The 18807-nt window shown below is 63.3% G+C and carries 17 protein-coding genes and 1 tRNA gene; 3 read left to right on the forward strand and 15 right to left on the reverse strand.

Features of this window, described 5'->3' with window-relative positions:
* Window positions 1-85: 85 nt before the first annotated feature.
* From A7B20_RS12005 to A7B20_RS21285, 10 genes are all read right to left on the reverse strand, one after another.
* On the reverse strand, window positions 86-295 hold the full coding sequence (locus A7B20_RS12005) for a DUF7220 family protein (RefSeq protein ID WP_102108826.1): 210 nt from the start codon (window positions 293-295) through the stop codon (window positions 86-88).
* The gene (locus A7B20_RS12010; protein ID WP_102108827.1) at window positions 292-1572 is read right to left on the reverse strand and encodes a site-specific DNA-methyltransferase; all 1281 of its coding nucleotides are present in this window, start codon (window positions 1570-1572) and stop codon (window positions 292-294) included. The genes A7B20_RS12005 and A7B20_RS12010 overlap by 4 nt, the downstream gene beginning before the upstream one ends.
* 390 nt (window positions 1573-1962) lie before the next feature.
* Entirely contained in the window at window positions 1963-2433 is a 471-nt protein-coding gene (locus tag A7B20_RS21815) for an HNH endonuclease (RefSeq protein WP_102108828.1), read from the reverse strand.
* Between the two features lie 192 nt (window positions 2434-2625).
* Window positions 2626-5610 (reverse strand): bifunctional DNA primase/polymerase, encoded by a 2985-nt coding sequence (locus A7B20_RS12020; protein ID WP_245866856.1) that lies wholly within the window; start codon window positions 5608-5610, stop codon window positions 2626-2628.
* Window positions 5611-5666: 56 nt separating this feature from the next.
* Entirely contained in the window at window positions 5667-5861 is a 195-nt protein-coding gene (locus A7B20_RS12025; RefSeq protein WP_102108830.1) for a helix-turn-helix transcriptional regulator, read from the reverse strand.
* On the reverse strand, window positions 5858-6730 hold the full coding sequence (locus A7B20_RS12030) for a hypothetical protein (protein ID WP_245866860.1): 873 nt from the start codon (window positions 6728-6730) through the stop codon (window positions 5858-5860). The genes A7B20_RS12025 and A7B20_RS12030 overlap by 4 nt, the downstream gene beginning before the upstream one ends.
* Window positions 6730-7086, reverse strand: a complete 357-nt coding sequence (locus A7B20_RS12035) for a hypothetical protein (protein ID WP_102108831.1) — start codon at window positions 7084-7086, stop codon at window positions 6730-6732. Before A7B20_RS12035 ends, A7B20_RS12030 begins: the two co-directional genes overlap by 1 nt.
* Window positions 7086-7637, reverse strand: a complete 552-nt coding sequence (locus A7B20_RS12040) for a sigma factor (RefSeq protein WP_102108832.1) — start codon at window positions 7635-7637, stop codon at window positions 7086-7088. Before A7B20_RS12040 ends, A7B20_RS12035 begins: the two co-directional genes overlap by 1 nt.
* A gap of 94 nt (window positions 7638-7731) precedes the next feature.
* A complete protein-coding gene (locus A7B20_RS12045; protein ID WP_172961008.1) occupies window positions 7732-8667 on the reverse strand; it encodes a winged helix-turn-helix domain-containing protein in 936 nt (311 codons plus the stop codon).
* Window positions 8627-9856, reverse strand: coding sequence for a hypothetical protein (locus tag A7B20_RS21285; RefSeq protein ID WP_157937673.1), 1230 nt, complete (start codon window positions 9854-9856; stop codon window positions 8627-8629). Before A7B20_RS21285 ends, A7B20_RS12045 begins: the two co-directional genes overlap by 41 nt.
* A gap of 441 nt (window positions 9857-10297) precedes the next feature.
* Between A7B20_RS21285 and A7B20_RS12055 the strand changes: the two genes are divergently transcribed.
* The 3 genes from A7B20_RS12055 to A7B20_RS12065 are packed head-to-tail and all read left to right on the forward strand — an operon-like array spanning window position 10298 to window position 12482.
* Window positions 10298-10744: a DUF2924 domain-containing protein gene (locus tag A7B20_RS12055; protein WP_102108834.1), complete on the forward strand. Its 447-nt coding sequence runs from the start codon at window positions 10298-10300 to the stop codon at window positions 10742-10744.
* Window positions 10744-12051, forward strand: coding sequence for a recombinase family protein (locus tag A7B20_RS12060; protein WP_102108835.1), 1308 nt, complete (start codon window positions 10744-10746; stop codon window positions 12049-12051). The genes A7B20_RS12055 and A7B20_RS12060 overlap by 1 nt, the downstream gene beginning before the upstream one ends.
* Complete coding sequence (locus A7B20_RS12065) at window positions 12048-12482, forward strand: hypothetical protein (protein WP_102108836.1); 435 nt, start codon at window positions 12048-12050, stop codon at window positions 12480-12482. Before A7B20_RS12060 ends, A7B20_RS12065 begins: the two co-directional genes overlap by 4 nt.
* Window positions 12483-12546: 64 nt before the next feature.
* On the opposite strand, the gene A7B20_RS21290 is transcribed toward A7B20_RS12065, so the two are convergent.
* The 5 genes from A7B20_RS21290 to A7B20_RS12085 form a co-directional block, all read right to left on the reverse strand.
* Window positions 12547-12963: a hypothetical protein gene (locus tag A7B20_RS21290; RefSeq protein ID WP_157937674.1), complete on the reverse strand. Its 417-nt coding sequence runs from the start codon at window positions 12961-12963 to the stop codon at window positions 12547-12549.
* 7 nt (window positions 12964-12970) lie between these two features.
* Window positions 12971-15583 carry a DEAD/DEAH box helicase family protein gene (locus A7B20_RS12070; RefSeq protein WP_216641201.1) on the reverse strand — a complete coding sequence of 871 codons (2613 nt, stop codon included), beginning with the start codon at window positions 15581-15583 and terminating at the stop codon, window positions 12971-12973.
* Window positions 15576-17231 carry an Eco57I restriction-modification methylase domain-containing protein gene (locus tag A7B20_RS12075; protein WP_102108837.1) on the reverse strand — a complete coding sequence of 552 codons (1656 nt, stop codon included), beginning with the start codon at window positions 17229-17231 and terminating at the stop codon, window positions 15576-15578. The genes A7B20_RS12070 and A7B20_RS12075 overlap by 8 nt, the downstream gene beginning before the upstream one ends.
* Window positions 17228-18004 (reverse strand): N-6 DNA methylase, encoded by a 777-nt coding sequence (locus A7B20_RS12080; protein ID WP_216641202.1) that lies wholly within the window; start codon window positions 18002-18004, stop codon window positions 17228-17230. The genes A7B20_RS12075 and A7B20_RS12080 overlap by 4 nt, the downstream gene beginning before the upstream one ends.
* Window positions 18005-18421: 417 nt before the next feature.
* Window positions 18422-18511 (reverse strand) — tRNA-Ser (locus A7B20_RS12085).
* Between the last annotated feature and the right edge of the window lie 296 nt (window positions 18512-18807).

Raw genomic sequence — 18807 nt, forward strand, 5'->3', positions numbered from 1 at the left:
GCCATCTGCTCCGTGGTCAGGACCGCCGCCAGGGTCTCGACCTCGCCGACCTGCGCCGGGGTGAGGGTCTTGAACGGGCGTGCCATCAGCCCAGCCTCGCGAAGATGCGCCGCAGGACATAGCTGCGCGCGAAGGAGATCGCGGTGAACACGGCGCTGATCGTGACGTGCTGCCAGGCAGGCGCGTGCAGCCCGACTGCCGGAAACACCATGATCTGGACGAGGACGGCCGCGACCCAGCCGACGACCACGTTCGCAGTCGCCTCCACCGCCGACATGCCCCGGCCCTGGCTCATGCCGCCACCGCCTTCCGGGCCCCGGCCACCGCGTCGAAGGGCTCGCCGCTGCCCTCCAGCACAGCCTGTCTGCCCGTGAACGCCTGCCAGCGCAGCACCGCCACGTCGACATAGGCCGGATCGAGCTCCACAGCGTGGCACACCCGCCCCGTGGTCTCGGCCGCGATCAGCGCCGAGCCGGAGCCGCAGAAGGGCTCGTAGACCGCCTGCCCCGGGCTCGTGTTGTTCAGCATCGGGCGGCGCATGCACTCCACCGGCTTCTGCGTGCCGTGCACCGTCGTGGCGTCCTGGTCCCGGCTCGGGATAGTCCAGAGCGTCGTCTGCGTCCGGTCCCCGCTCCAGTGCCCCTTGCGCCCTTCGCGCACAGCGTACCAGCACGGCTCGTGCATCCAGTGATAATGCCCGCGCGAGAGCACCAGTCGCTCCTTCGCCCAGATGATCTGCGAGCGGATCCCGAAGCCCGTCGCCGCGAGACTGTCGGCCACCGTGCCCGCATGCAGCGCGCCGTGCCAGACATAGGCGACGTCGCCCGGGAACAGCGCCCAGGCCTCGCGCCAGTCCGCCCGGTCGTCGTTCCGCACCTTGCCGGTCCGCTTCGTCTCCGAGGCTCCGGCCCGGTTGCGCCAGGCGGGATCGTAGTTCACGCCGTAGGGCGGATCGGTCACCATCAGCGTCGGCGTCACGCCATCGAGCACCCGCGCCACCGCCGCCGGATCGGTGGCATCGCCGCAGAGCAGCCGGTGGGGGCCGAGGTGCCACAGGTCCCCGGGCTGGCTCACCGGGTCGACCGGGGGCTCGGGCGTGTCCTCCTCCCGCGGATCCGCCGCCCCGGCGTTCAGCAGCGCGTCGATCTCGGCCGCCTCGAACCCGAGGTCCGGAAGCTCGACACCGAGGTCGGCGAGATCGCCAAGCTCCAGCGCCAGCAGCTCCCGGTCCCAGCCCGCCTGCTCCGCCAGCCGGTTGTCGGCCAGGATGTAGGCCCGCTTCTGCGCCTCCGTCAGGTGCCCAAGCTCGATCACCGGCACGCGGTCGAGCCCGAGCTTCCGCGCCGCCAGCACCCGCCCGTGCCCGGCGATGATCCCGTTCGCCCCGTCCACCAGCACCGGGTTGTTGAAGCCGAACTCCCGGATCGAACCCGCGATCAGCGCCACCTGCGCCTCCGAATGCGTCCGGGCGTTCCGCGCGTAGGGGATCAGTTCGGCCACCGGCCGCTGCTCGATCGACCGCGCCCCCGCGATCTCGTCCCCTTCGAACGCCTCTGCCGTCCGCTTCGCCATGACCCCGCCTTCGCCATTGCCGCCCGTCCTCGGGCCTTTCTGGAATCATAGCAGATCGGCCAAGTGCCTGTCAGTTCGACATTATTCGCCACGAACCGACATGGGACGACAATTCCGGGGAAACGGTCCTAACCGTCCTGACGCAAGCGGATTGGGGGCTGACGCGTGGGCGTGCGGGGAAGGCAGGACCAAAGGCAGTGTTGCCATGGCTGCTCGCGCTCCTCCGCATCTGGGGGGTCGTGGGGCGGGAAGGAAGGGAAGCCGAGGTTCACTACGGCAGGCACGACCGTCTGGGTAGCGGACTATGCTGACGATGGTGCCGCGCCGCCAAAACGCATAAAATAGATTGCGTGGAAAATATCTTTTGCTAGCAGCCCAATGACTTTGGTATTAGATCTCGCCACTTCGATCTCGCGCAGCGCTTTGACCAAATGCCACTAGCCAAACGATATATTCTTCGTGAGTTTTCGAGTGCTTCTCGGAATTGCATGGTGCGCAAAGTGCTTGCAGATTCCCTCTCTCATTTGTCCCTCCTCTTGCAAGAGGTGTACGGTGATCGAGATGGCAGGTTGATACAGTAATTTTGGCCGTACAGTAGACGCACTCGCCGTTTTGAGACCTTATCTTCTCAGTCTTGATCTTGGAAACCTCTCCAGGCGTCATCGTGTGTGCCGCCCGGGCCGCGACCGAACCTTCAGTATATTGGTAATTGGGATTTATTTGTTTACTTCGGGCATGCTGGCATTGTCGGCATTCTGGACGCCGAAAACCGTCTTTCCGACCCGCACGGCTAAACTTCGATATCGGGAGGTCCCTCCGACAGTCACGACATACTTGAGTAGGCCCAGTAGGAATTGGCATCGTTACGCTCCTCCTGCCGCGTCAATGGAATGCGCTCTTACCCTACAGCTTTTTCAGGCAACTGGCCAAGGCAATGAGCGTTGCCTATGCATACCCAAACACCAACTTAGCTCTCGCTTGATCCAGTCCCTTCGGACTCCGTCCCCACCTTTGCTGCACTCCACCCAAACGTCCGCTCCCGCCCGGTCGAAACTACTGGCATCCCGCTCGCCATTCCGCCAGCTCCCCCAGCACATGCTGCAGCCGAGCACGAACCTCCTCGGCAGCGCCCTCGATCCACCAGGCCCGCTGCCATGACCGGCCACGCCCGGCACGTCGGTAGGCAGCCGATTTAAGCGACATTTCCCTATAAGAAGTATACATAGGGTTTTGTCGCTTAAATACCGCCCGCTCAAACGCCTTCTGGGCCTGCTTCTCATCGGAAAAGAGTTCGGGATGCAACGCCGCCGCATCTGCCGGACTGTCCACTGCGATGCCAGCCAGCAGCATCCGCTGCACCACGTCCGGGCGCTCGACGTCCCAGGCGGTGAGCCGGTCGATGGCGAGCGGCAGCGCCACGTCTGCGAGCACGTGTACCTCAAGCGGGTCCTGCGCTGTACGGTTGACGCCGCGGCCACGGCCAATCACCTGGATCAGTTCGTCGTCGCAGATCGCCGCGCGAAGGGTTTCGGCCAGGTCATCCTCGTGGCGGAGGACAACAAGGCCGCGGGTCTGCCCCGAAGTCATTCGGATCCCCGCGAGGTCCTTGCGGTAACGGCCCTCCGGAACATGCCCGAAGTACGCGCCAACCAGGGCCTCCAGTTCGCGGCTCGGTGCCAGGGGCCGGCCGATGACGATCAGCAGCGCCACGTCCTTGTAGCGGTCGAGTCCGGCCACAGCGTTGAAGTGGGCCGTCTCCACGTTCGGGATCCCCGCGAAGGCCTGCTCGATCGACTGGTAGGTCACGACCAGCACCCTGCCCGGCGACACCCGGCGGGCGTGCCAGTGCACGTAGTCCACGCATTCCTGCAGCCGGTTCGCACGGCGCGCCACCTCGTCCGGTTCGAGGCCCGGTGCCGGGCAGAGCATCGACTTGCCGAAGCTGCCCGCGACCTGGCGGACCTGCATGTGCGGTGCGGCGGCCTCGATCCTCGCGATGTCGAGCCGCGGCAGAACCGTGTGCACGAGATCGGGTCGCATCGTGGCGTCGAGGTGCAGGATCGGCTTGCCGCGCAGGCTGTCGTGAAGCTCCTGGACCCGGGAGAGATGGACAGGATGACGCCCCGTGCCGTCGGGCTCGCCGATCCGCAGCTGCCCGCTGTGCGACCCCGACGCGGACAGGAACCGCGCCAGAGCCTGCCAGAGCGATGCCAGCGACAGGATGCGCGCGTTCGCCACGGCCATGGAGAGTGCCGCCTGCCGTGCATTCCCTTTCAGTCCGGGCGCCAGACCGGTGTCCTGCAAGCGCCACCGCTCAAGTCCGGCGGCATCCCTGCACGTTTCCGCGGACAGCCCCGCCCCGACCAAGGCCGAGCGGGACACCGGGCCGGGCCCGTTTGCCGCCAGAGCCGCTGCAAGCCTTGTGCGCCACACCACGAGGTCCGCCATCGCGCCGACAGGCCCTCGGCCGATGCGATCCCCGCCCATGCCCGCCACAGACTCGCTTGCCAGATCTTCGACGCAAATGTCCTGGCGGCGCTCGATCGCGCGCGCCCAGCAGCCCTCGTCGATCAGCAGCAGTGCCACGTCATCCCGCTCGAAGGCGAGGCCCGAGAACAGCGCGTCGTAGGGCGCCACGACCACGTCCGCCGCCGCAACGTCGCGCAAGTTCTGCTGCTTCAGGCAGGTCGCGAAGTGCTGACAGCGGCTGTCATCGCTTGCGCTGCAGGCACTGTCGCGGACCTTCAGGCCCGCGGCGAGAGATGCCCGGACCGCCTCCAGGTCCTTACAGAGGGGCACGCCGGTGGCCGGGTCCTTCCGCTCGTAGCCGCGCAGGACGGCGACGCTGGCGCTCGCCGCCGTCCACGCCGCGGCGGTTTCCTCGGCCAGCGCGTGGGACGCGGTGAACACGAGCATGCGGTGTGGCAGGCCCCGCGCCCGGAGAACGGCGGCGAGCGCCAGCAGCTGCTCCCGCGAAGCATGGGACTTGCCGAGGCCGACCGTCGCCAGGATGCCCAGCATCGGCGGCTGCGCGGCGGACCCGCCGTGCCAGGCCAGCACCTCCTCGCAGAACCGGGCCACGACGTCTGCGAGCGCGCTCCGCGCCGCCTCCACGGACTGATCCGGCACCTGGAACGCGGGCTCGGGCACATCCCCGCCCCGGTTCGGCAGACGCCTCTGCCCGGCCAGCCGCAGCTTGTCCCGAACCTTGCGCAGCGCATCGGCAAGGTCGTAGGCCGCACCGCCATCCTGTCGCGGCCGAGTGAGGTCCGCCGTCTCCGTGAAGCGGGACCAGACCCGATCGGCGAGCCGCGATGGGTCGAGGGCCTCACCGACGTCGAGGGCGTCGTGGACGGCATGGAAGGCGATCCTGCTGAGCCAGTCGTCGCGGCCGTCGATGACCCGACCTTCGACGTCGCGAACGGGACTGCCTGTCCCCTTGCTGCCGCCACCACCGCCGCAACGTCGGGGCCCGGTCCGAAGAGGCTCGGCCGGACCGGTCTCGGCCAGGAAGGCGGCTGCGGCCTCCCGGTTGATGACAGGCAACGCGTCCAGCGGGACCTCCAGCGGCGTCTCGCCGTTCGGCCAGCCGTAGGGACGCTGCGTCCCGGGATGGATGCCGAAGGCCACGAACTGCTGTCCCCGCCCGAGGATCTCGACCTCGCCGACCTTCATCTTGGTGAACGGCACCTCGGTCCGATAGAGCAGCAGCCGCTTCGGCCATTGCCCGACCCGCATCAGCGTCGCGCCGAACCGGCGGATTGCAAGGGCCTGCACCGCGTGCGCCCGGTCGGGATCGAGACTGTCGATGTCCACCGCCACGAGGGCCCCGGTCCGCAAGCCGATGCCAGAAGTGCCATGGGTAACGCACCAGCCCTCCACGGTGCTCTCGTCGATGGCCACGCTGCTCCATCGGCTCAGCGCCGGAACCTTCTGCCCCGGCTTCAGAGGGATCGGCTCGTAGCCGTGGTCGAGCAGTTGCAGGGCGGCATCCCCGTAGATGACGTGCCCAGCACCAGCGGGGCGGCCGCTGGCCACCCTGTCGGTCTTCCGGTTGCTGCAGGGGTCGCCTTGCTTGCGTCCCCCGTCCATCGCTACGGGCGCTTGCGGTGCGCGGCCTCGAAGGCCAGCACGTCCGACATGCGATATCGGATCGAACCGCCGATGGTGATCCAAGCCGGGCCGTAGCGCTCGGCGCGCCACCGCTCCAGCGTGCGGTCGGCAATCCTCCAGCGCGCCGCCAGTTCGTGCTGGGTCAGGAACACGTGCATCTCGTCCCCGCCGCTCATGAGAAGCCCTCCAGGAACTGCTGCAGCGTGTCGCGCTCCGCGGCCTCGATCAGCTTGAGGTTTTCGAGTTCGGCCGTGGGCAGCCGCTTCTCGATGGCGGAACGCACCATTGCGCGCAGATCGTCCGGGGGCACCGCGTCAAGCTCCGCGGCAACGGCATGTGGCCAGCGGCGATCTGCCGGAGACTTTCGTTTTGGAAGCCGCACCGGCAAGGCCATCGCCTCAACCTGGCCAGAGGTCAGACCGAGCTGTTCGAAGGCGACATCGACACCGTAGTCGGCGGCAAAGCGGTAGACTTTCTCGCGCAAGGACCGGCAGGCATCCTGCCCTGCCCGATCGAAGTCGTAGAGCGCGAGGATCACCAGCTGCTGATGGGCGCCCTCCATGCCTGCGACCGCCTCGTGCGCGAAGGTCTCCGATGTGAACCCGCCCGTGCACATCAGCGGCACGTCGTACTCCGCGGTGACCGGGTATAGAACCCCGGCGAGCGCGGACTTCTCCAGCCAGACCTCGACCGTCACACGCTGGTTCACCCAGAGGCTCTTGCGGTAAAGCCGGGCCGTTTCGGCCAGCGCCGCCTCCCAGCCGTCGTGGGTCGAAGGCTTGCGCATGTAGCGCGTCGCATCCGCGATGGCAGAATAGGGCAGACGCTGGGCCTGACGAAGCCGCAGGGCCTGCGACTGCACCTTCCGGTAGCCGTTCTCCGTCTTCTCGATCCCCGGCAGCCCGGCGACCTCCGCCTGGTAATAGAGGCCACGGACTGTCATCGGGCCGTGTGCGAGGGCATAGTCCACCAGGAAAGCCTCCCGCTCTGCCATTTCGGCCCGGGTGGCCCGGTGACGCTTTATCGTGCTGGACTGATAAACCATCACGCGGCCTCCTGAACGGCGAGGAGATCGGCAAGGTCGACGCGCCGTGCTCGCGGCTTCGGACGCGCGATGGCGATGTAGGCAAAGTGGTTGGGTCCGAGACGGCGCTGAACCAGGTGGACAAGCCCCATCTCGAAGGCCCACCGCGCGCTCCGGGCAAGGCCGTTGATCCTCGCGTGCTCCGTGGCGCCCAGTATCGTTGATGGCTGGCAGCAATCGATCGACAGGAAGCCGATGTGATAGGTCTTCTGCTCGCCGGGAAGTGCATCGCCCGCCCAGATGCAGAACTCGATGTCGGTCAGGGCGGTCTGGCGCGCAGGGTGGATGCGGGCATGTCGTGCGGGGTGCCGGTCCATCACAGAGCCCCCCGGTCGGAAAGACCCCATGCCGCGAACGTGCAGCGCAGGCGCGCGGCACGCCGGTAGAGCGTCGACCGTGAATACCGCCCGCTCCGCACCAGATCGGTCACCGAGGCAGACGCCAGTGCGATGCAAAGGTCCAGATCCTCGTCGTCGAGGTGTGACAGCACCGAGGACACGACCAGGCGTCGCTCGGACATCTCGCCGAGGTCCGGGACCGCCCACAGGCCCGCTTTCTCCGGCACCACCGCTTCCAGGTGCGCTCCTCGCATACCCTCATCCAGAGATGCGATCGGACCGCAGGTGCGGCGCCGGGCGGAACGGATGCGCGTGGCGATGCGCGAGGATCGGTTTCGGATCACCGTACCCGCAAACGGCCCGAGGGCGCCGAGGGACCGGTCGTACTTCGGCAGCCGCCGGATCAGATCGAGACGCAGATCCTGGGCCACGTCGTCGAGGTCGGCCGGAGGCAGGTCGAGACGCCGCCGCAATCGGTGCGCCCCCTGAAGGGTCTCGGACAGGATGATGTTCAGGTGCTCGGGGGTCATTGCCGGGTTTCTCCATGCGTTGCGGCGATGGAGAAAGACTGCAGCCTATGCGGGCATCGAACCTGTCCCGAACCTATCCGAACCTATCGCGAACCTATCCTTCACAGGATATGGCCGAAGGTTCGAGGTTGAGCCGATAGCCCTGTCCCCTGTGTGTCTTGATCAGGGTCCTGTCGACGAGGACATCTCTCAGTTTGCTCACGGCGTTCGTGAGCTGATCGGGATAGCGGTCAGTCGTGCCAGTGGCATGTTCGATTGCATCCAGGAGCCGGTCGTGAGTGACACACCCGGCATCGCTCGATGCTTCCGCGCCAAGAGCGGCGAGGACTGCGAACTCCCGGCGCGGCAGGTCAAGTCTCTCACCATCCAGACGGGCGGTATGTCCACCGCGATCAATGATCAGCCGCGGCGGGGTACCGTGGCGAAGGTCGAAGGCAGGCAGGAGAATGCGGTCCCCGTTGATCGCCATCTCCCCAAGCACCGCGATCCGGGCGCCGTGGTGTTCGTAGTGGCCCGGGATGTCGGCCGGGACATCCCAGTCCGTTGGCGTGAGGATCGTGATGGCTGGCGCCGGGTCGTTCACCCTGGTCTGTCCGAGCATCGTCAGAAGGTCCGCGACCGATCTCTTCAGGCCCAGGAAGACAGCCTCGCGTTGCCCCCCGATCAACCGTGACCCGACCCAGATCAGGTCTCTCGATACCGCACGGACCTGGGATCCGTGCAGCCCGATCGACCTGCGAAGCGCACCCGCGAGGGCGAGATGATCGATCTCGAACAGACGCAAGTCTTCCGGATCGATCTCGCAGGCATCCTCGTCGGGGTCCAGGGGGACCAGCACAACCCTGCCATCCATCCGCAGCACCGCTGCCCCATCGATCATGTCACGGGCGCGGCGTTCCAGCAGAACGCCCGTGTTCAGGAGGTCCCGAAACGCATGGTCGTCCGCGAAGTCCAGATCCGAGCGGGCGAAGCTGCCAAGCGGTCGATGGTCACTGAGCTGCAACAGCTGAAGGATCAGGGAAAATTGCACGACGTAGCCCGTTGCGTTCGAGAAGTTCGAATATGAGGTCTTCGTGGGCATGATCCTGGAAGATCGCGAGGCCTGGCGGCTGGATGCAGACCGGCAAGGTGATCTCCCGTGAGCCCTCACGGATATCGACATCGATCTTCATCGAGCGAATGCCTAGTCCTGACTGACGCAATTTGAATCCTATCGCTTTTGCGCGGGCAAGTGCATCAACATCGTCCCTCACGATCAGGCTCCAGGGCGAACGCCGCCTCCGCCGACCGATCAGCCCGTCATCGTCGAGCGTGAGTTCGCGGCACCGGACGTCCGTGATCGCGGGATGCCAGTCGTAGCGGAACCTGAAGTCCGATCCCATTTCTTGCACGGGCACAAGGGTATAGAGCGTTTCCGATCGATATTCTGCGAAAAACGCCTTGTCCCCGATCAGGTACTCCGCGAACAGTTCGATCAGTTTCTTCGCGTCTCGGTCAGATCCCGTTCCGATCTTGATCCACCCGTTACGTTCGGAATACCGGATCGTGTCTTCGGCAATTTCCCGGACCGCCTTGGAACACTCCTTTCCGCCTTCCTCGACATTCAGCGTCCGGGCAGTTTTGCCGTGGCTGACGATGATGTCGACCTCGTCCCCATCGATATGCCACCGGACATCGCAATACCGCCCGCAATACTTCTGATTGAAGTAGTCCGAGACCGCGGCTCGGAAGGCTTCCTTCCAGACCATGTCGTCATGGCGACTCAAGACTCCAGCTCGGGCTCCGCGGCACTCGGTCGGTCGGCTTACCGTCCAAAGGATGGTCTGATCGACGGCACAATCGAAGATGCGGCGATGATGGATGTAAGCTAGAAGGGCGAGTGAACGTCTGTCCAGTGGATCGGACAAGGAATTGTCTGCAGATTCCAGAGGCGCCAGACGGATGCCGCAAGCGTCCGCCAACTGCACCAGTTTTCTCGTCCCGGCATCACTGGCAAGTATCTTTGCATGGTGTAGTGCCAGGTGCAGGAGGTTACTCAGGTTTTCCGAGCGCTGGAACTGTTCGAAAAGCCGGTTCCTCTTGCTCTTTTCCGGCTCCCGAAGATCGTCCCAGGCAATGCCACCCAGATCTTTGAATTCTTCCAGGAAACGCCTGAACAAGCATAGATCGACGGTATTGACGAATTCTCGGCTGACAAACTTCTTCACCTTCGCCACCATGGCGAATTCCTTTCAAATTATGATTTCTCCTGAATACGGTGAAGCCGAGATCGGGAGTGGAAATCCTCTGGTCAAGATGCTCGAAGACAATTTTCATTGCGGGATATCCCAAGCCATTAAGCCAATTCGATTCTTTCTGGCTCGAAGCCCTGCAGCCTCATGGGCGCGGCCTGCCAACCATGGCATCGATCTGCGCGGATGAGACACTTTTCGGGTCCGGTGAGTAGAGGTTGGTATGTCGATCTCTGGCCCCAATCCCATCCCCGCATCCGCGATGACCCCGCTCGAACGCCGCGCCGAACTCTGCCGTCTTCTGGCCGTGGGGCTGGTGCGGCTGAGGATGAGGCAGTCAAGCGAACTATCCGGCGGCACTGGAGAAAGTTCGCTTCACTCTCCCGGGCACCGGAGCGGTCATGCAACTCCAACCGACCGGAGAACCGCATGACCGACACCATCCCCGCCCGCCTGGCCGCCCTGAAGACCACGCCGACGCCGCAGCTGAAGACCCAGTGGCGTGAGCTGTTCGACAACGAGCCGCCACCCTTCAACCGCCGCTACCTCGAGTCCCGGCTCGCCTACCGGATCCAGGAACTGGCCTACGGCGGGCTGAAGCCCGAGACGATCCGGCGGCTGGAACGGCTCGGTGAGGAGCTGGACGGCGGCGACCGGAAGAAGCGCAGCGTGCATGCCGGTCGCGACCGCCCGATCACCGGTACGCGGCTCCTGCGCGAATGGCAGGGCGTCGAGCATGTCGTCACCGTCACCGCCGATGGCTTCGAATGGCAGGGGCGGCCTTACAGGTCGCTGTCGGCCATCGCGCGCGCGATCACCGGCACGCGCTGGAACGGGCTCGTGTTCTTTGGCCTCAAGCGACAGGGAGGCCGGTGATGGCGGAGGTGAAGCTCAAGCGCCGCTGCGCCGTCTACACCCGCAAGTCCTCCGAGGAAGGGCTGGAGCAGGAGTTCAACAGCCTCCACGCCCAGCGGGAAGCCTGCGAGGCGTACATCGCCAGCCAGCGCTCCGAAGGCTGGGTGCTGGTCCGCGACCAGTATGACGACGGCGGCATCTCGGGCGGCACGCTGGAGCGCCCTGCCCTGCAGCGCCTTCTGGAGGACATCGAGGATGGTTTGGTCGATGTCGTCGTGGTCTACAAGATCGACCGCCTCAGCCGCTCGCTGGCGGACTTCGCCAAGCTGGTCGAGGTGTTCGACCGGAACGGCGTGACCTTCGTCTCGGTGACGCAGAGCTTCAACACGACAACGTCCATGGGCCGGCTTACGCTGAACATCCTGCTCAGCTTCGCCCAGTTCGAAAGGGAGGTGACGGCGGAACGCATCCGCGACAAGATCGCCGCCAGCCGCAGGCGGGGCATCTGGATGGGAGGTGTCCCGCCCTTCGGCTACCGCGTCGAGGACCGCAAGCTGGTGATCGACGAGGAAGCCGCCGCGCACGCCCGGTGGATCTTCGCGCGCTTCGTCGAACTGGGCTCGGGCACGGTGCTGGCCCGGGAGGCCGCCGCCAGGGGCATCCGCAACCGCAGCAGCGGGCCGCTCGACAAGAAGGCCATCTACCGGATGCTGGGCAATCGGACCTATCTCGGGGAGGCGCCGTTCAAGGGTGAAAGCTACCCCGGCGAGCACGATGCCATCATCGACCGAGAGACATGGGACCGGGTCCACGCCATCCTGAAGGAGAGCCCCCGAAAGCGCGCCGCGCGCACCCGCGCTGAAACTCCGGCGCTGCTGAAGGGGCTGCTGTTCGGGCCGGATGGCGCCGCGTTCTCGCCGACACACACACGCAAGGGTGGCAGGCTCTATCGCTACTACGTCAGCCAGACGGTGCTGAAGCATGGCGCAGGATCTTGCCTGGTGGGCCGCGTGCCAGCGGGCGAGATCGAGGCGGCGGTCATCGACCAGCTCCGCACCGTGTTCCGCCAGCCCGAGATCGTGGCAGGCACGTGGAAGGCGGCACGCGGCCACGCAGGCGACATCACGGAGGCCGACGCCCGGACTGCTCTGCAGCAACTCGATCCGCTATGGGACGAACTCTTCCCCGCAGAGCAGGCCCGCATCGTGGCGCTGTTGGTCGAGCGCGTGGACATCGGCACGGACGAGCTGAACGTCCGGCTTCGTGTTGATGGCCTCGGCAGCCTCGCGCGCGAGATGCTGGCCGGCGGCATCGAGGCGGCCGCATGAACCGCAGCACGCCGATCCCGGAAACTGTGACGCTCCGTGTACCGTTCCGCGTCGTGAAGCGCGGCGGGCGGAAGGAGATGCAGCTGCCGGAGGGCGCCGCGCAACCGCGGCGAACGGACAACACGCTCGTCAAGGCACTGGCTCGCGCGTTCCGATGGAAGCGGATGCTGGAGTCGGGCGAGTTCGCCACCATCACTGAACTGGCCGAGCGGGAGGGCATCGCGCCGTCCTATTTGACGCGCGTCCTGCGGTTGACGCTGCTTGCGCCCGACATCGTGGAGGCGATTCTGGACGGGAAGCAGGGACCAGAGGCGACGCTGGCGCGAATGCAGGAGCCATTTCCGTCGGTGTGGGAAAGTCAGCGCCGGGTCTCCGGTACGACCGTTCCACCTACCAGTACCAGTCCCAGCGCACCGATCCGGCAGCTTTGATAGCGCGGATCAAGGAGGTCTTCGAAACGCGAGACCGCGTTCATGGCGGCAGCTTATTTCACCGCTAGTGCTGAACTACGTGGATAGTGAAAGTAAGTGCCACGATTACTGCGCCAAGGCCAACAGCGATCTGTTTTATGATAAAGAAAGTTAGTTGCAACAAGTAGGCGGGGTGATTTTTGTTGTATTGATACCCCTCGCCTTTTCTAGTCAGAGCGTGCTTCACAGAAACGTAAGCTGACAGGTATTGGAAGTAGTCGCTTGCGATCGAAAAAATTGCTAGCACACCTGCTGCGTTCACCCAAATTTCATACTCTGATATATATGACTTTGAGAACTCTGCATCGGATGATTGCACAGCAAAAACCCACGCAATAATTCCGAAGGCAACAAATCGCGTTGTTTCGCTCAGTCGCATCGTAACGGCGCTTTTTTGTTCCAGACGTTGTTTTCTTGCTTCGTGTTTTTCTTCTTCCGTCATGTCACACCTACTGGCCGTCACGGATCATGGGACCGGGATCATCTGTATTGGGATCGTCGTCTGGGTCACCGAGGATGCTGCTTTCTCTGGCTACCACGGTGTCGTAGAGCCCATAGTGCGTCAGTCCTCTATGGCTCTCGATGCCCGTGTAGCGCAGAGAGGCGTCCTCGTAGCGCCGGAAAGCGAAGACCGCCTGGTTCATTTGCTCGGTGTTGAACACCTTGAGGCGCACGAGCAGGTGGAAATCTTTCACCGTCAGTCCCGTGACGGTCAGAAACAGGTCCGGCTCGAGCTTGGTGATCACGTCTTGCAGTGTGTTTTCGCGGAAATCGGTCAGGTACATGAATGCTGGAATTCGCGTGGCAAACTTGATCAGCTTTTCCTGAACAAGCTTCCGCTTGGACTTGTATTCCTTTTCCTCTGCAGTAAGTTCTTTTTTCTCCTTTTCGGTGAGGCCACCGTTCTTGGCCTTGTTCTTGAATTCCTTGACCTTCTCGCTCTTGTTGATGATCGTCTTGATGATGTTGTCACCCAGCGAACGCCAACCCTCGATGCGTTCCACCGCTGCCATCGCTTCGGGGTTGTCGAGGACGCGACGAAGGGTTTCGTTGTCCACGTTCACCAGCATCGCGCTTTCCCATTTGCGCGCGAGCAGCGTTGCCGAGGTCCCGGCCATCGCGATGTCGAGGATACCACCCGCATCGATTTGCGTCATGTTCGCGCCGTCGTAGGCCAGCACCGGCAGAAACGACACGAGGTCCTTAACGGCGTTCTCGGGGTTGGGCTCGTTCGGGGCAAGACCGATCCCGTACTCGGACAGCTGACGCAGCGCCCTCGTCGGCGCAAAGTCGAACACGAAGCAGATCGGCTTTAGGATCTCTTCCTCGTTGGGATTGTCGCCATTTGGGTTTTTGATGGACCACGGAGACTGAACGCGAAACGCCGCCTGGAAGTAAGTCTCCGGCGATTTCAGGTTGCGGAGCATCATGATCGAGGACCACTGCGGCACGGTCACGCCGGTCGTTAGTTTGCCGCAGGACAGGGTGATGGTCTTTGTGTCAAAGCCGCTCCCGATCGCTTTGCGTACTGGCGGCAGCGCATCTAGGCCGATCCCTGCCGAAGCACCGGCAGAGACAATGACGTCGTAGTCTTGCCAGAAGGTGTTGTGCTTCTCAGCCAACAGGTTCGCCATCGCGTGACACGCCGCCACATTGGGCAAAAACCAGAACGAGTGCTGTAGGTATGGCAGCAAGCGCACATCCGAGTACGGGAATGGCGGCCGAGTGGCTGTCTTGAGGCTTTCGACAGCTCGCGGTGCGTATTGGCCGCGGATTATGTCGAGCCACTTCTGTACATCGTCCTTGTGCTTGAACTGAGCGCCTGTCCCGACTCCGGTCGCGGAGAAGAACTCGTTCAGATCGAACTCGTCGAACTCCTCGGCGCTCGCGATTGCCAGGAGTTCATCGGGCATCTGGTATGTCAGGAGCCTCATCTGCGGCAGTGCGCCATAGGGGTTCCATTTGTCCGGATGCTTGGCAGCGAAGTCCGCTTTGGCGCGTTGCTCGTCCGTGTAAGTCCAATTGAAGATCTGTTCCTCGATGAACTCGCCGGTCGCGAGCGCCTTGAACGGCGTTCCGGACAGATAGAGGTATGCCCGCGTCGTGATCGGCAGGAACTCGGCCTCGTCGTTGGAAAGAACGTTGAGATCTTCGTTCACGCCGTCGAGGCCGGGATCATATTCCAGCTTGGCCTCCTTCTTGGCGACCGCCTCTTCCTCGCCCTCGAACAGTTCTTTCGCGGTCTCCCGCCAGGCACCGAAATGGTACTCGTCGAACACGACGAGGTCCCAGTTCACTTGGTGGAGCCACTCGTTCTTCGCCTTGATGTTCCCTGCTGCATCGCGGCCGAGGAGGTCCTGGAACGAGCCGAAATAGACGACGGGCTTGGAACGATTGATCTGGGTTGGGTCGCCTCCGGAGTTTTTCGACAGGTACTGCCAACCGTCGAAATCGACGTGGCTCTCTAGATCCGTCTGCCACGCATCCTCAACTGCAGGCTTGAATGTCACCACGAGCACCCGCTTGGCGCCGAGCTTCTTCGCCAGTTGGTAGGTCGTGAAGGTCTTGCCGAACCGCATCTTGGCGTTCCAGAGGAACCGCGGCACTGCGTGCATATCCTCCGCCCAGCGGGACATGAAATAGCCGTGGGTCATGTCCACCGCCTCGGCCTGCTCCCGGCGCATCGGGAACGTCAGGTGATGGTTGCCGCTGAACTTCTTGCCTGTCCGCAGCTCGGTCAGGACGGTCTTCACGTCGCTCAGCGTGCAGCGCACCCACTCCAGTTCGCTGTCCGCAAACCCCTTGCGGGCAAGGGCGGCGCGCACCTCGTGGTCGGTGAAGACTGTGCCGTCGTCCCGCTCGGCGGGTTCGTCCAACTCGATGCGGTAGTTCTTGATGGTTGCCGTCCTGAGCTGCTCGGCGACGCGCAGCTTCACATCGCGCGTTGTCTGCCCGATCTTGAGGAGACCGGCGTGCGCATCGTCGGCGATGGAATAGGCGTAGATGCGGGGGCGGGCTTCAGGCTTCGGGGCGAGGATTGCGTCGATGGTGGGCTTATGCATCGTCGCCGTCGTCCACCGAGACGTCGCCCAACAGATCGCTCGCCACTTCCATGGGGCGGACGATCTTCTCGACGAAGGCGATCTCGTCTTCAGACAGGCCGTAGTGGGCATACAGAGCTTCGTCGGTCCACACCCGAGTCCAGTCTTGAACTGGCACGAAAGAATAGACGTAACGGGTCACGTGCTGAGAGGACTTGTGTAGCAGGATCAGGAAGCGCGTAAGGCGGCACGAAAGGTAGGAAAGCGCGCTTTCCGCCTGCTCCTTGGTGTCGAACGGGCCAATGCAAAGGTAGGTTTCGGAAGAGATAGAGTCCGGCTTGCCGATGAACGGCGTGCTGATGATCCGGTGCGGATAGGTGTCCCTATTTCCTGTACCAGGTGCCGCATAACCTACGAAGAGCTTCCATGCGCCGATCAGTCCAAGACCTGTTGTGATTGCACTTCGTGGCGTATAGCCGACGCCACCATTCTGGTGGACCATCAAATCATCAGCAGATTGCTTCTTTGCGTTGCCTTTGAATTTGGTCTCGAGTCCAAACGGCTTTCGGGAGCTCACGAGCCGTCCAAAGCGCTGCGCCTCTGGCAATGACAAGACCTTGTCCTGTCCAGTCTCGCGCGAAACGACTTTTTTAAGAATGGAAACGCCTTCGTTGTAACGAATAAATATCTCGGCGCCATCTTCGAGCAAGGGCCGCGTGGCCTCCGAAACTGGCCAATCCTTGAAATGAGTGGCGACCCGACAAGGGCCGCGGTTCTCTTGGTCCCACAGGAAATAGCAGACACCGCCTTTCAGGCCCACGCCCGGGAACACGTCCGCGGCGCTCAGGAAATCATCAATCGAGCGAAGGCGATCATCCTTCAGCATAGACTCGCGAAAATCGTCGAGGCCTTTGCCTCCAGAAAACCAGCGCGATGGGATAACCATGGTCAGGTAGCGAGGTTCGAGGTTCTTAGCCTGCTCGACGAACTTCTGGTAAATCGGGGCAGCGCTGGTTCCGTGCCCACCATCGTCCAGCTGATATGGTGGATTTCCGATGATCACGTCGAAGTGCATGTCGCCTCCAAAGAGCTCGGCAACCCGAGTCTTGATGTTGTCGGTATGAATGAATGCGTAGGCGTGGGTCTCGAGTCCCTCGCCCCGGTCGAGCGATGCCTGGCTGGCGCCGCAGAACTTGCATTTTCCGTCGGCCCAAGTGTGTTCGGTGCGCTCGAACCAGATGTTTCCAGCTTCACTGTTGAAGCGCGTGGTCACCGAGTGCGCGCCATTGGCATGCTTCGAGCAATAGACGCTGCGTCGCGCCAACATGGCGGTCAGTCGGGTAATGCCGATGCCGAACACCTGCTGCGAGAGGATATGGTCAACGCGTTCCTGAAGGTCCGGGATCTCGTCGGCCAGCCCCGCGGTGAGGCGGACGGTGATTTCGCGAAGGAACACGCCGGACTTGGTGAAGGGGTCCAGAAACTTCACATTCCGGTCGGCCCAGATGTTCGCGCCGCCGTGCCCTGCCGCCCAGGCCTCCGCGAGTGTATCAAGCATCCGGTTCGCGAACTCGGGTGGCGTGAAGACCTCGTCGTTCGACAGGTTCGCGATGCAGGTCAGCACGTCGGGATTGCGCCCGCGAAGGGCAAAGCCAGCCTGTATGCTCATGCGGCCTCCATCGGCGTGCCACCGCAGCCAGCGGCGAGGTCGCGGACCGTCATCGGCGGGTAGGTCCTGATCGGGGTGAAGAGCTCATGCTTGCCGAGATGCGCGAACAACGATCCCTCCGCGCTGAACCTCGATGAGCCGGTAAGGACGTCCAGGCGGAAGTCGCGCCGCTGGAACTTGCCCCTGCCGATATAGCCCCATTCGGCGAATGTGATCGGCTCACTGTCATGCCTTCGCATCGTGACCGCGTCACCATGGAGGAGGTTGCGCGACAGCACAAACGATGCGGCGCGATACAAGTCGTCCGATTTGTCCACACCGATATAATCCGAAAATATCTCGATCAGGTTTGCACGACACTCGGCGACGTTGTCTTCGAGCAGTTCAATTCCGTAGATGCACATTAAGCCTAGAAGGGCATAATGCCTCTTCTCGAAATCAGATTTCCCGAACTTGATTTCGACGGCGGCAAGCTTTCGTTGTAGAACGCGAACCAAAAAATTGCCACTTCCGCAGGCCGGTTCCAGAAAACGCGAGTCAATTCTGTCCGTCTCGTCTTTGACAAGGTCCAGCATGGCATCGACCAGCCATGGCGGCGTGAACACTTCGCCATGATCGGCAACTCGTTTCTTTGATCTTATCAGGCTCATGTTCCAATGATGGCAGCTTGGCTCGACCCGGTAAACACGAGATGAGCGCGGCGCGATATGTTTGCAGCCTTTGCAGTCAAGAAGAGCGCAGATCGGAGGACCGCGCGGGTAGAGATACTCCACCGTATCGTTGGCTCCCAGACCCGGCGGGTTGCCAAGCGTTCCTCACCGCGTCCACTTCGAGCAGGATTTGCCCGAGTTCGCCACGCCGGGAGTCACGGCAAGGGCGGATTGCTTTGCCTGCCTGACGACTTTGGCTTCCTTTGCTCCGATCCTAAGTTCGATTTCTGTTCCATCACGCCGAACGCCACCGGCGTCGAAGTGTTCAGGGCGGCCTCGGAAAAACATCGCAATACCAGTGCCTTGTAAGCTATTTACCAAATCGGCGCAGGCAACAGGTCTGGAGAATATCGGCCCCGAGAGAACGCTTCCGGGCCACCGCCTACCGGGGCCAGTGCTCAGCCCCACCCGCATAACCCTCAAAAACAACGGAAAAATCCGGCCGCAGCCGGATCGGGAGAACGCTTTCGCGAGGGCAAGTGGCGGAGGAGGTGGGATTCGAACCCACGGTACGCTTTCACGCACGACGGTTTTCAAGACCGTTGCAATCGACCACTCTGCCACTCCTCCGGTCCGAGCGGGTTAACCCTGCACGAGCGATTCGGGAAGGTGTGCCGCAGGGGCGGGTCCCGGGCCGATGACGGAGGGGGAGTGCCGGGGGCGCTGGTGACGAAGCGCGCGCGCGGGGGCGCGGCGGGAGTGCGGACGCGGGCGCCGCGGGAGAAGGACGGAGACGGGCGGCGCCGGGCTGGGTCGCAAGCGGGGGACACAATCTCGCCGGTGTCGATCCCGCCACTTTCATTGCGGCCCGCCTGCCGCTAGAGTGCGGCGGGCGCGTCCCTGTGGGAGGCGCTCGGGACGAGCAG

It is taken from the genome of Oceaniglobus roseus, assembly GCF_002869745.1.
Taxonomy (GTDB): Bacteria; Pseudomonadota; Alphaproteobacteria; order Rhodobacterales; family Rhodobacteraceae; genus Oceaniglobus; species Oceaniglobus roseus.

Excerpts from the sequence above, each read along its gene's own strand:
- A7B20_RS12005 (WP_102108826.1), bottom strand. The coding sequence starts at position 295 with ATGAGCCAGGGCCGGGGCATGTCGGCGGTGGAGGCGACTGCGAACGTG.
- A7B20_RS12010 (WP_102108827.1), bottom strand. The coding sequence starts at position 1,572 with ATGGCGAAGCGGACGGCAGAGGCGTTCGAAGGGGACGAGATCGCGGGG.
- A7B20_RS21815 (WP_102108828.1), bottom strand. The coding sequence starts at position 2,433 with ATGCCAATTCCTACTGGGCCTACTCAAGTATGTCGTGACTGTCGGAGG.
- A7B20_RS12025 (WP_102108830.1), bottom strand. The coding sequence starts at position 5,861 with ATGAGCGGCGGGGACGAGATGCACGTGTTCCTGACCCAGCACGAACTG.
- A7B20_RS12030 (WP_245866860.1), bottom strand. The coding sequence starts at position 6,730 with ATGGTTTATCAGTCCAGCACGATAAAGCGTCACCGGGCCACCCGGGCC.
- A7B20_RS12035 (WP_102108831.1), bottom strand. The coding sequence starts at position 7,086 with ATGGACCGGCACCCCGCACGACATGCCCGCATCCACCCTGCGCGCCAG.
- A7B20_RS12040 (WP_102108832.1), bottom strand. The coding sequence starts at position 7,637 with ATGACCCCCGAGCACCTGAACATCATCCTGTCCGAGACCCTTCAGGGG.
- A7B20_RS21285 (WP_157937673.1), bottom strand. The coding sequence starts at position 9,856 with ATGGTGGCGAAGGTGAAGAAGTTTGTCAGCCGAGAATTCGTCAATACC.
- A7B20_RS12055 (WP_102108834.1), top strand. The coding sequence starts at position 10,298 with ATGACCGACACCATCCCCGCCCGCCTGGCCGCCCTGAAGACCACGCCG.
- A7B20_RS12060 (WP_102108835.1), top strand. The coding sequence starts at position 10,744 with ATGGCGGAGGTGAAGCTCAAGCGCCGCTGCGCCGTCTACACCCGCAAG.
- A7B20_RS12065 (WP_102108836.1), top strand. The coding sequence starts at position 12,048 with ATGAACCGCAGCACGCCGATCCCGGAAACTGTGACGCTCCGTGTACCG.
- A7B20_RS21290 (WP_157937674.1), bottom strand. The coding sequence starts at position 12,963 with ATGACGGAAGAAGAAAAACACGAAGCAAGAAAACAACGTCTGGAACAA.
- A7B20_RS12070 (WP_216641201.1), bottom strand. The coding sequence starts at position 15,583 with ATGCATAAGCCCACCATCGACGCAATCCTCGCCCCGAAGCCTGAAGCC.
- A7B20_RS12075 (WP_102108837.1), bottom strand. The coding sequence starts at position 17,231 with ATGAGCATACAGGCTGGCTTTGCCCTTCGCGGGCGCAATCCCGACGTG.